Annotated in this window: 10 protein-coding genes, 4 tRNA genes and 1 pseudogene; 1 reads left to right on the top strand and 14 read right to left on the bottom strand. The window is 41.0% G+C overall.

The window, feature by feature from the left end:
* Positions 1 to 10 precede the first annotated feature (10 nt).
* Both KK487_RS18535 and KK487_RS09710 read right to left on the bottom strand, forming a co-directional pair.
* Positions 11 to 94: pseudogene (locus KK487_RS18535) on the bottom strand (endonuclease III); the annotation flags it as partial.
* A 161-nt stretch (positions 95 to 255) separates the two neighbouring features.
* On the bottom strand, positions 256 to 1,329 hold the full coding sequence (locus KK487_RS09710; protein ID WP_013465292.1) for a DUF418 domain-containing protein: 1,074 nt from the start codon (positions 1,327 to 1,329) through the stop codon (positions 256 to 258).
* Positions 1,330 to 1,418: 89 nt separating this feature from the next.
* Here KK487_RS09710 and KK487_RS09705 point away from each other — a divergent pair, with 89 nt between their 5' ends.
* Positions 1,419 to 1,973 carry a TetR/AcrR family transcriptional regulator gene (locus KK487_RS09705; RefSeq protein WP_028834979.1) on the top strand — a complete coding sequence of 185 codons (555 nt, stop codon included), beginning with the start codon at positions 1,419 to 1,421 and terminating at the stop codon, positions 1,971 to 1,973.
* Between the two features lie 204 nt (positions 1,974 to 2,177).
* On the opposite strand, the gene nth is transcribed toward KK487_RS09705, so the two are convergent.
* The 12 genes from nth to KK487_RS09645 all read right to left on the bottom strand — a co-directional run bounded on the left by nth (position 2,178) and on the right by KK487_RS09645 (position 11,629).
* Positions 2,178 to 2,810, bottom strand: coding sequence for an endonuclease III (gene nth, locus KK487_RS09700; RefSeq protein ID WP_054201180.1), 633 nt, complete (start codon positions 2,808 to 2,810; stop codon positions 2,178 to 2,180).
* A 45-nt stretch (positions 2,811 to 2,855) separates the two neighbouring features.
* Positions 2,856 to 3,554 carry an electron transport complex subunit E gene (locus KK487_RS09695; RefSeq protein ID WP_028835009.1) on the bottom strand — a complete coding sequence of 233 codons (699 nt, stop codon included), beginning with the start codon at positions 3,552 to 3,554 and terminating at the stop codon, positions 2,856 to 2,858.
* Complete coding sequence (gene rsxG / locus KK487_RS09690; RefSeq protein ID WP_128583768.1) at positions 3,551 to 4,189, bottom strand: electron transport complex subunit RsxG; 639 nt, start codon at positions 4,187 to 4,189, stop codon at positions 3,551 to 3,553. Before rsxG ends, KK487_RS09695 begins: the two co-directional genes overlap by 4 nt.
* Complete coding sequence (gene rsxD / locus KK487_RS09685; protein WP_128583769.1) at positions 4,186 to 5,244, bottom strand: electron transport complex subunit RsxD; 1,059 nt, start codon at positions 5,242 to 5,244, stop codon at positions 4,186 to 4,188. The genes rsxG and rsxD overlap by 4 nt, the downstream gene beginning before the upstream one ends.
* A complete protein-coding gene (gene rsxC, locus KK487_RS09680) occupies positions 5,241 to 7,748 on the bottom strand; it encodes an electron transport complex subunit RsxC (protein ID WP_128583770.1) in 2,508 nt (835 codons plus the stop codon). The genes rsxD and rsxC overlap by 4 nt, the downstream gene beginning before the upstream one ends.
* Before the next feature lie 8 nt (positions 7,749 to 7,756).
* Positions 7,757 to 8,311, bottom strand: a complete 555-nt coding sequence (rsxB, locus tag KK487_RS09675) for an electron transport complex subunit RsxB (protein WP_013465282.1) — start codon at positions 8,309 to 8,311, stop codon at positions 7,757 to 7,759.
* A gap of 1 nt (position 8,312) precedes the next feature.
* Positions 8,313 to 8,894, bottom strand: coding sequence for an electron transport complex subunit RsxA (rsxA, locus tag KK487_RS09670; protein WP_008115244.1), 582 nt, complete (start codon positions 8,892 to 8,894; stop codon positions 8,313 to 8,315).
* A gap of 244 nt (positions 8,895 to 9,138) precedes the next feature.
* On the bottom strand, positions 9,139 to 11,082 hold the full coding sequence (locus KK487_RS09665; RefSeq protein ID WP_013465281.1) for a bifunctional diguanylate cyclase/phosphodiesterase: 1,944 nt from the start codon (positions 11,080 to 11,082) through the stop codon (positions 9,139 to 9,141).
* 174 nt (positions 11,083 to 11,256) lie between these two features.
* A tRNA-Asn gene (locus KK487_RS09660) sits at positions 11,257 to 11,333 on the bottom strand.
* Positions 11,334 to 11,356: 23 nt separating this feature from the next.
* Positions 11,357 to 11,433, bottom strand: a tRNA-Asn gene (locus KK487_RS09655).
* A 21-nt stretch (positions 11,434 to 11,454) separates the two neighbouring features.
* Positions 11,455 to 11,531 (bottom strand) — tRNA-Asn (locus KK487_RS09650).
* Between the two features lie 21 nt (positions 11,532 to 11,552).
* Positions 11,553 to 11,629, bottom strand: a tRNA-Asn gene (locus tag KK487_RS09645).
* Positions 11,630 to 12,045 lie beyond the last annotated feature (416 nt).

Raw genomic sequence — 12,045 nt, 5'->3', positions numbered from 1 at the left:
CTGCTTTATCTTTAAACTCTTTAGGCACTACTTTTTCGAGCTTCTTTTCTACTTCAACAACGTTCTTACCCATAGCAAACTTATCAAGGTTTGAGTCGGCCAGCCGAAAGATAATAAAAGTAGATGCAAAAGGTAATACCTATAGGATGCTTTTATTAACTTCCTGACTGTTACTATCGACATAGCATTATTTACCCTAATTAAACGGCTAATAGTCTCAATAGTTTTAGTTTTTTAGAACAATGTTTTGGCCTACTAAGTGCATTTTTTAAAAATCCATTCTAAAGGCCCGTGTTTAAAATACTTGAGCCAAAACACACTGAAAATTATGCTAATTATGCAAAAGACCAATGCGGAAAATATTGACAAGTCTATGGTTTGATTAACGAGTAAGCCAGTTGCCTCAAGAATTCCCATGCCAATAATGACATGTGCTACATACAGAGTTAACGTTAACTGCCCAGTTTTGCTTAGCCACTCAATTAACCGGTTGGTAGGAAATACACTTGCTAGTTTTAGAGAAACCAGCAAAACAAGAACGGCAGAGCTTGCAGCTGAAAACATATATTGTGGCAACGGCGGTATTATTGACGTGGTTAACAAAAACTCAATTTCATCTTTTGACATGCCAATAGACGGGTCATCTCCTGCCCACATTCTCAGCATATAGAAGCTTGCTTCTACAATAAGTAAAATACTTAAAGACCATGTAAACAAAGACTTCCTTACATTAGCATTGGATAAATCTTGTTTACCCAACCATATGCCAAATAACAAGAAACCACACCATGGTAAAACTGGGTGATAACCATTAAAGAAAAGGTGTCTAATCACTCCTTCATTTGTCCAAAAACCAGAATAACTAAGCTCAAGCCAATCCCATCCTTTTTCGTAATCAAAGAATAGCCACATTAATGGAAATGCAAAAACAAAACCGATAGATGCACTGAGCAGTTTCTTGCTGCTAAGAGTAAATAATAATGCAGCTATCAAAAAATAGAATGCATAGAATTTCAAGATGTCGGCTTCCCAAATAGGTGTAAAAGCCAAGCCAATCAAAAGTAGTAAAACAGACCTTTTTATCAAAGAGGTTCTTACTTGCTTGATGTGTTCAAGTGATTCACTGGTAACACATTTTTTAGTTAAAAACGCAATACCTATACCCGCTAATATAACAAACAAAGCCGAAGCCCGACCTTCGAATAGAGCCGCAAACTCTATTAATTGTGGTGTGCCAATATCGGCGTTCATGGCTAACTTAAAGTTGACAATAACCATACCAAAGAGCGCTAACGCTCTTGCAAAGTCAATACCGATTAGTCTATTCACTCTCTTGCTCCACAGAATTCATTTTTAACTTTTGAGACATTGATGTATCATAATGGAACTTAATAGATGATACAAGGCTGTCTCATAAAATGGATGCAAGAACAAATAATTCGAGAAAAAAAATTATTCAATCGGGGTTAAAACTGTTTATTCAAAACGAGGACTCAACGCTAGTTGACGTGGCTAAAAGGGCTGAAGTTGGTAGAGCAACGGTGTACCGCCAATTTAAGCATAAGGAAGCGCTTCAAGAAGAGATTGCGTTATATTGTTTAGACCGCTTTGATGAAGTAAATATGTCCGTTGAAAATAAAGCTAAAGACTCATTGGATGCTATTAGGCTTGTATTCGAAAATACTTTGCCGTTATACGAGGAATTCGCTTTTTTGCAAAAATTCGAGAAGATGTTTCAGAAAAGTGAAAAGCTTCAAGTTCGTATACAACAGCAAGATAACGAGATACGAGAATTGATAAAACTTGCGAAAGATGAGGGGTTATTAAGTAAGCACTTCTGTGTTGATTGGGGTTTTTATTTTTTTGAAGGTTTATTGTACGCAGGTTACAAGATGAGTCATCTAGATAATTACAGTTCAGGTAAGGCAGCACATTTAGCTTTTTTATCGTTCAAGAGTGGGGTTGCTTCATAACCCCCTGCAAGAATATAGATGTAACATTAATTTACTGAAGACAGTTACTAAGCACATCTTGTGGTTAATTTATTTAAAAGATCAGTTTGCTACCTATCTGTTCTTTTTTGGGTGGAAATCGACACAACTTAAGCCAGCGATGTCGCAACATGACACTGGGTAAGCCAAAGCTAAGGTACGCTTTCGTATCTTAACAGGTGGGAGCTATTCAGTCTTATCTTTAAACTCACATAAATCTTCAATAATACAGCTGCCACACTTTGGCTTTCGCGCCACACAGGTATAACGTCCATGTAAAATGAGCCAGTGGTGCACGTCTACTTTAAATTCTTTGGGGATCACTTTTTCGAGCTTTTGCTCAACCGCTACCACGTCTTTACCCATGGCAAGCTTGGTACGGTTAGATACACGAAAAATATGCGTGTCTACCGCGATAGTCGGCCAGCCGAAGGCTGTATTTAATACTACGTTAGCAGTTTTACGGCCAACGCCAGGAAGGGCTTCTAGGGCTTCACGATTCTCTGGCACTTCACCGTTATGCTGATCTACCAATATTTGGCACATTTTGTATACGTTCGCAGCTTTGGAATTAAACAACCCGATGGTTTTTATATAATCACGCAGTGTGTCGTGGCCAATATCTAAAATAGCTTGCGGTGTGTTTGCCACTGGAAAGAGTTTTCGGGTGGCTTTATTTACCCCAACATCGGTGGCTTGTGCAGAGAGCGTAACGGCAACTAGTAACTCAAACGGGCTTGAGTATTCAAGCTCCGTTTCAGGATGTGGGTTGTCGTCGCGTAAGCGCGTGAGTATTTGGTGACGTTTTTCTTTATTCATGTAACTTAAAACGCATTAGCTTTATTCAGTTAATGCGTTTTCCCCTTAAGTTAAGCTAGTAACACGTGCACGTGGGCCTTTTTCAGCTTCTGGCGGCGTTACTTGTTTTGATTTTATTTGTGCATCAATGACGTTTTTAGCGGCGATCAGCAGCCCAAGCCCTAAGAATGCGCCTGGTGGTAAAATGGCCAGTAAAAACTGGCTATCAAAGCTAAATACTTCGATGCGTAAAGCTGAAGCCCAAGGACCGAGTAATAAATCGGCGCCATCGAATAAGGTGCCTTGGCCAATCAGCTCTCGCATAGCGCCAAGTACAACTAGTACCAGCATAAAGCCTAAGCCCATCATCAAGCCATCAAAGGCAGATAAATGCACTGGATTTTTAGAGGCAAATGCTTCAGCACGACCAATAATGGCGCAGTTAGTCACAATCAACGGAATGAAAATCCCTAAAGATTGATAAAGGCCAAAAGTGTAGGCGTTCATTAACAGCTGCACAATCGTCACAAAACCGGCAATGATCATTACAAAAACCGGTATTCTGATATCTTTAGGCACCCAATTGCGCACAAATGATACGGTAATATTAGAGCCCACTAAAACTAACAAGGTTGCTAAGCCTAAACCTAGCGCATTAGTAATCGTGGAGGTAACAGCAAGTAAAGGACATAAACCTAATAACTGTACTAAGGCGGGGTTATTTCCCCATAAGCCTTCTTTGTAAAGGGTTTTTAATTCACTCATGGTGTTACCTCAGGGCAAGCATTCGCTGCTGCAAAAAGATCATCAAAGTTATTTTGTGCATACACTACCGCATTTTTAACTGAGCCAACAACGGCGCGAGGCGTAATGGTTGCGCCAGTAAATTGATCAAACTGACCGCCATCTTTTTTAACGGCCCAACGCGCGTCACTTTCGCTTTGTACTGTTTTTGAATTAAATGAGGTGATCCAGTCTGACTTTTTAATTTCGACTTTATCGCCCAAACCAGGGGTTTCTTCATGCTTAGTAACCCTTACACCAGCAACGCTGCCATCGCGATATACCGCGCTAAGTAAGTTTATATCGCCACTGTAGCCGCTAGGAGTGACATGACGAATGACTAATGCAACGGGCTCGTCATCTTTACGTGCACGGTAAATTACTTGGTTGTCGTATGGCCCCAGTAAAGGGTCTGATATGATCACACAATCTTGAGAAAGTTCATTAGTGTACTTACTGTGCGGTAATACTTCTTGTAACTGATTAGTTAATTGCAGTTGCTCTTGCTCTGCAATTTTATTGGCCGTTAACGAGTTTATTGTGGCCACTAATCCTGTTGTAAGGAGTGCGAAGCCGCATAATATTGCGCCATTTTTTACCATTGAAGAAATAATCATTTTACTGCTCCATGGCCATAGGTTCTTGGTTGTGTGTAGTAATCAATAAGCGGTACTGCAATATTGATCAGTAATATGGCAAATGCAACCGCATCCGGAAAGCCACCAAATGTACGAATTAAATACACAATTAAACCAATCGCGGCACCATAAATAAGGCGGCCTCGATTAGTGGTTGCAGCTGATACAGGATCGGTGGCAATAAAAAAGGCTCCGAGCATAGTCGCACCACTAAATAAGTGAAACACCAGACCCGGCTCAGTGCCTGGCGAGGCAATATAACCAATTGCAGCGCATAGGCTTAAACTGGCAATAAAACTCACTGGTATATGCCAGTTAATCACTTTTGTTTTTAATAAATAAAGGCCACCGAGTAAGAAGGCTAAATTAACCCATCCCCAACCTAGGCCAACCCATTCATTAAATACCGGTTTTTGCATACTTTCAGTGACGGTAAGGCTATGAGCAATATCTGTTTTTAACGTATCAAGAGGGGTGGCCATCGTGCTGCCATCAATACCCACTCTGAGCTGATCTAAGCTATATCCAAGAGTTGTAAAGTCACTAAATATTAGACTAAGCTGCTGGCTAAAAGTAATGCCCGTATTGAGTAACTCTGTAACCGGTAACCAGGCCGTCATTTGCACAGGGAACGACACTAATAAAAGTACATAGGCTGCCATTGCAGGGTTAAATAAATTAAAGCCTAAACCACCATAAAGTTGCTTAACAATAACAATGGCAAACAAACACCCTATAACAATAACCCACCACGGCGCTAAAGGTGGAATACTAATCGCTAATAGCACGCCGGTTAGCCATGCGCTGCCATCGCTTAATGAAGGCCAAATAGGGCGCTTACGCATTAGCATAATGGCTGCTTCAAATGCGCTTACACACACTAACGCTAATAATAATTGGATAAGTACACCGGTACCAAAAAATACAACTTGTGCAATAACACCAGGAATACAGGCCGCAATCACAGTTAGCATTAACCGTGTCACAGACTTGTGACTATGATTGTGGGGTGAACTGGCCATGGTTAGTTTCATGACTGATCGTTTCCTTCTTTTTGTTGCTTTTTAGCTTTAGCACGGGCAATGGCGGCGGCTACGGCGGCTTTCTTTTTTTCTTGAGCTGTTTGCTGTGAATTTTCTGAAGATTCATCGTTGCCTTGTGGCTCAGCATTTTCATTCTGTTGTGCTAATGCATTAGCTTGCGCTGCTTTCTTAGCTTTAGCACGGGCAATAGCAGCAGCTACCGCAGCTTTTTTATCATCGGCAGCGACAGGTGATTCACTTGCTGTGTTATCAGCTGCTGCTTGCTCATTAGCTTGTGCTGCTTTTTTGGCTTTAGCGCGGGCAATAGCGGCAGCCACGGCGGCTTTTTTATCATCGGCGGCGACAGGTGATTCACTTATTGCGTCATCATTTGGCGCTTGCTCATTAGCGTGCGCTGCTTTTTTGGCTTTAGCACGGGCAATGGCGGCAGCGACGGCAGCTTTTTTATCATCTGCAGCAGCTGGAGATTCACTTGCAGTGTCATCGCTTGCTGTTTGCTCATTAGCTTGTGCTGCCTTTTTGGCTTTAGCGCGGGCAATAGCGGCAGCGACGGCAGCTTTTTTATCATCGGCAGCAACTGGAGATTCACTTGCAGTGTCATCGCTTGCTGTTTCCTCATTAGCTTGTGCTGCTTTTTTGGCTTTAGCACGGGCAATGGCTGCAGCGACGGCGGCTTTTTTATCATCTGCAGCAGCTGGAGATTCACTTGCAGTGTCATCGCTTGCTGTTTGCTCATTAGCTTGTGCTGCCTTTTTGGCTTTAGCGCGGGCAATAGCGGCTGCAACTGCTGACTTTTTGTCATCTACAGCTTCGTCATCACCATTATTTTGTGCTTTTTGCTCTTTATAAAGGCGAGCTTGCTCTTTACGTGCTGCGCGCTCTTTTGCAACTTCACTGTTATCTGGCTCGAGTTCGCCACCTTGCTTTTTAGCTTTAGCACGCGCAATTGCCGCTGCTACAGCTGATTTATTGTCACCATCGCTGGTTTTATCTTTAACGCGAGCAAGGGCATCGGCTACTTTTTGCTGCTCTTCGGTCGATTTAGGGGCAGGTTTACGTTTGTGGCGATTTTTTCGCTCAGCTTGTTCTTGCTCTAAACGCGCTTTACGTGCATCAAAGCGCTCTTTAGCGCGATCTGATTTTATCTTCTCGGCAATTTGCTCTTTAATTTCAACTTTTGCAACGCGGTAATACTGAACAAGTGGTATTTCACTAGGGCATACATAGGCACAGGCACCACATTCAATACAGTCAAATAAGTTATGTTCTTGGAGTTTGTCGTATTCTTTTGATTTAGCAAACCATTGTAATTGTTGTGGCAATAACGAGGCAGGGCAGGCATCGGCACAGGCACTGCAGCGAATACAGGCTTTTTCTGGGCCAGGCTCTGCTAATTCTTTATGATCTGGGGCAAGTATGCAGTTTGTTGTTTTAACAACGCCAATACGAACTGTGGGTAAGGTAAAGCCCATCATAGGGCCGCCCATGACCACGCGTTGTTGTGGCACCGGTGAAAAACCTTGGCAATCAAGTAAGTGCTTAATTTCAGTACCTAATAACGCCCATACATTGCCAGGATTATGTATAGTATTGCCGGTAACGGTAACGACACGTTCAATTAACGGTTTACCTTCGTATACAGCTTGCTGAATCGCAAATAAAGTGCCGGTGTTATGTACTAAAATGCCGATATCAGCAGGGATACCGCCGTTTGGTACTTCACGGTTAGTGAGCAGTTTTATCAGCTGTTTTTCACCGCCAGAAGGGTAAACAGTAGGCACGGTTTGTATTAAGATATGCTCGTTATGCTTCGCCGCTTCTGTCATGGCTGTGATAGCCTCGGGCTTATTGTCTTCAATGCCAATAATACACAGCGTCGGATTGAGTAACTGCTGCATTAGCTCAATACCTTTGACTATTTCAGCGGCGTGCTCACGCATTAAGGTATCGTCAGCCGTGATGTAAGGCTCACACTCAACCGCGTTCACGATTAAAAACTCAATCGGCTGCTTAATATCAGCTTTTACATAGGTTGGGAAGCCTGCGCCGCCCATGCCAGAGATCCCCGCATTATGAATAACATCAACCAGTTCATCGTGTGATGCAGTGGCTGGGTTTGCTAAAGGCGATAATTCACACCAGGTATCGTTGCCATCGGGTTCAATAATAATGCTTAATTCAGGTAATGCCGAAGGATGCGCTGATGGCATAGGCGTAATATCAATAATAGTACCTGATGTAGGTGCATGTATTGGCACCGACCAATTAGCTGATGGCTTTGTTAACGCTTGGCCTTTTAACACGTGCTGGTTTTTTTCAACTATTAATTTACCACTAGCGCCAATGTGCTGCTTTAAAGGCAGAACAAGTTTTTCAGGCAAAGGGAGTCTGGCTATAGGCGCACTATTAGATAATGATTTCTGCTGAGGAGGATGTACGCCGCCAGGAAATGCCCAAACGGTGCCTTTTTTTATTTGTTCAAGTAACTTTTCCACTCAAACCTCTAATCTATTTGGGTAACAGGAATAGCGTCTAATTGCCATTTCCAGGTTTGTTTTGTTGGTGCAACAGGTAGCATGTCAATACAATCGACCGGACAAGGTTCAACGCATAAATCGCAGCCAGTGCATTCGTCAATTAGAACGGTATGCATTTGACGTGTTGCACCCACAATGGCATCAACAGGGCAGGCTTGAATACATTTAGTACAGCCAATACATTCATCTTCGCGGATATACGCCACTGTTTTAACCGGATCTGCTTGTTCGCCGCCAGCGAGGGGTTTAGCCTCAACCCCCATTAAATCAGCTAGCTTTTTAACGGTCGCTTCACCACCTGGAGGGCATTTATTTATTTCATCGCCATTGGCAATGGCTTCTGCATAAGGACGACAGCCCGGGTAACCACATTGGCCGCATTGTGTTTGCGGTAAAATGGTGTCGATTTGTTCTACAACAGGATTACCTTCAACTCGAAAGCGTACTGCTGCAAACCCTAAAATTAATCCGAAAATTAACGCCAGCAAACCCAGCGCTATTAAAGCGTACAACAAGGTCATATTAAAACTTCACTAATCCAGTAAAACCCATGAAGGCCATTGACATTAAACCTGCCGTTATCATTGCGATTGAGGCACCTTTAAATGGGGTTGGTACGTCTGCTGCGGCTAAACGTTCGCGCAATGCAGCAAATAAAACCAATACTAATGAAAAACCCACCGCAGCACCAAAGCCATAAACGGCCGATTGTAAAAACGTGTGATCTTCTTTGATATTTAATAAAGCAACACCCAATACCGCACAGTTAGTGGTTATTAAAGGTAAAAATATTCCCAGTAACCGGTAAAGCGTTGGACTGGTTTTTCTGACAACCATTTCAGTAAATTGTACAACAACAGCTATCACTAAAATAAAGCTCATTGTTTTCAGATAGGTAATATCCAATGGTAATAAAATATACTCATTTACTAAATAGCTTGTCACAGAGGCAAGCGTTAGCACAAAGGTAGTTGCCAAAGACATACCTATGGCTGTGTCAAGTTTCCCAGACACACCCATAAACGGGCAAAGGCCTAAAAATTGTACTAATACAAAGTTGTTGACTAACACTGTTCCAATTAATAACAAGACGTATTCTGTCATGTGTGCCTCACGCTAATAAAATCCCGTGTATTATCCTTTTTTCTACTGTGATTAACAACACGTTGAGTGATTATCAGTTAAATAAACAACGTTAAATAATGGGCTAATTGTAAAGGGTTAAAATCAAGGGACATTGCAATTAAAAAACTGTCAGCATTTTAACGGCTGAAAATTCATAAAAGCACACTTTAGAACGTAAAAAAGAGCATACATGCTCTTTTTTACGTTAATTGGAGTAGAGGCGTTAGATGTCTTTGGGCTTTTCAATGTAGTAACCTTGAACACCATCTAGGCATAACGTTTCTACAATGTGTTTTTCTTCTTGGCTTTCAACGCCCTCAGCAAAAACACTGACACCAATTCGGTGAGCAAGGTCGACCATTAAACGCATAAAGTACTGATTATTTTTATCATCCTCTAAGCCTCGGGTATAACTTGCATCCATTTTAATAAAGTCTGGTTTTAAATCTCTGAAAAACTTAAATGATGTGAGTCCTACACCAAAGCGTTCAACAGTAATTCTGGCTCCAACGCGATGCACCATATCAATAAAACGTTTGCTTGCTTTAATGTTTTGTTGCAGACCAAATTCACTCACCTCAAAAATTAACTTAGAAGCAATATGGGTATCTTTAAGCAAACGACGCTCTAACCAAATCATAAATTGGTCACTGTGCGCACTTGAAGGGGTAATATTTAAGCCAAAGTATTTTTCAGATAAATTACTCGATTTTATTCTTTCTAATGACGATTCTATAATTAACTTATCAATTTCTATTGCCATATCGAGCTTTTCAGCCATTGCTAAAAATGAAGCGGTAGGCAAAGCTTGATTTTCTTCTGTTTTGAAGCGGGCTTGAATTTCAGCATAGGCTTTAATGCTTTTACCTAATGGCATAATATTTTGGATCACTAAATGGACGCTTTTAGACTCGATCACTTCGTTAATCACTTTACGCCAGTTTTGATTACCAAACCCTGCGCTCACATTATTAACAAGATCAGTATCGCGCTGCACATGCCACGCATTAGCTTGCTTAGATTGCGCCATACTCATTGCGTTATCAACGATAGAGAGCAACTCACCTAAAGGTTTGGCTTTTTCGTAACCCACAATACCTGTGTTTGCAACCGAGCTAAGTTCTTGGTTTTGCATATATTGAGTAAAGCGAGATTGTAAGTTTTCACCAAATTTTTCAGCTTCTTTTAACGGGGTATTCGGCAATATAATTATAAAGTCAGAGCTGTTTACTCTAAAAACTTGACTGCCGGAATAGGTACCACTGATATTTACTATGATATCTGCAACCGACTTAATGTACTCATCACCTTTTTGATAGCCTCGACTTTGATTAATTGACTGTAACTCACTACAGCGGACAAGTGCTAAAGAGCCAAATGTACTTATTTCGGTGTTTTCTATATTTTTTTCGTAGTAATCAACAAACATATTGCGATTACCTAATTCAGTAACGCCGTCTTTGTAGGCTTCACGTTTAATATCGTGGGCTGCATTTTTTATATTGTCGTTTTTGCTTTTTAAAAAGTGCGATAAACGATTAAAGCTAGGAATTAAACTTTTCCCCAACTTAGCTAACTCAGGTGAATCAATTTTAGTTGCAAAATCATCACCTAGTTGGTTTTGATTGATATATACATCAATAACATCAGCAACGTCCGTACATATATTGTCGTTAATGTGCTTAACAATGGTTTTCATCAATATAATAGGTATTAGGGCGAGTAGGGTGCTAACAATTAAAATAACAAAAAACGCGGTTTGAAACTGCTCACCCAAGTGAGTAATGTTTAATTTAAATTCAATTTTTATATCGGCGTTATTATTTGTGGCGTACTGAGGACGTACTGAGTTGCTACTAGATTGAATAAGCTCAGCAATAAAAGGTAATTGCACTGCATTGTTAACCGAAAATACTTCAACGCCTTGATAGTCACGTAAAACAAAATTTGAAAAGGTTTCACTAGTTGCAAGCGTGTTTTTAAGATTTTCTGCTGATATATCTGTCGCAGAGAGATTTTTAATGTATTGCTCAACGGTCGCTTGTGCATTTTTTTGAGCATTGCCGATGGCATTATCAAAATTTTGGCTAATAAAATAACTACCAGCGGACACAAGTACCAGCCAAGCTAACAGTTGTATAAGAATAAGTTTTTTGAAAGCTGCCATTATTTAATCTTTTTATGTCAAATGGGGGAGGACACAACCTCATGATTATTAAACTAATTATAGCTCGATATCAATAGTTATCAAATGGTTAGTTTTTTAAGCAAAAAAAGTTTTTATTTTAAAAGAAGAATGGTAGAGCAAATTGGAGGGTATGTCTATGTGATTGTAGTAAAATGGCTCCCCCTCCCCGACTCGAACGGGGGACCTGCGGATTAACAGTCCGTCGCTCTAACCAACTGAGCTAAGGGGGAACTAAAATATACTTTTTATGACTTGGCTCCCCCTCCCCGACTCGAACGGGGGACCTGCGGATTAACAGTCCGTCGCTCTAACCAACTGAGCTAAGGGGGAACTACATCATAAACATAAACTTGGCTCCCCCTCCCCGACTCGAACGGGGGACCTGCGGATTAACAGTCCGTCGCTCTAACCAACTGAGCTAAGGGGGAATCGTTTATGGCTGAAAAACTTGGCTCCCCCTCCCCGACTCGAACGGGGGACCTGCGGATTAACAGTCCGTCGCTCTAACCAACTGAGCTAAGGGGGAAGCGTCTTGCCTTTCAACGGGGCGAAATATTAATGACCGCATAGCAAAGTGTCAACATATAAAAGATCATAAATTCAAAAAAGAGGTCTATTCGTTGTTTTTATGTGCAATCTGCGCGTTTTGTAACACTATTTAAGTAAAGCGCAGTGATATTGTTTTATAAAAACAGGGTAATATTTGCATGAAGTTTGTAATTTGAGCTAATAAAGTGATGAGTAAAATTTAAGAAAACGGCTTTTAATAGCAAAAACGCGTTCTATTTCCTGTATTTTTATAAAGCGATAATTAACTTATTTAAAATAAATGGCTCCTTTTTATTTTTGGTACGTTAAAACGGTTGAACTAAATGCGTATTAGTTACGTAAACTAAAACTAGCGCTAAAACATAATATAAATTTTGACTGCAGCAGCAATGC

It is taken from the genome of Pseudoalteromonas sp. SiA1, from assembly GCF_018732205.1.
Classification (GTDB): Bacteria; Pseudomonadota; Gammaproteobacteria; order Enterobacterales; family Alteromonadaceae; genus Pseudoalteromonas; species Pseudoalteromonas tetraodonis.
The sequence above is the reverse complement of the archived record's forward strand: the minus strand, read 5'-3'. Positions and strand labels throughout refer to the sequence as shown.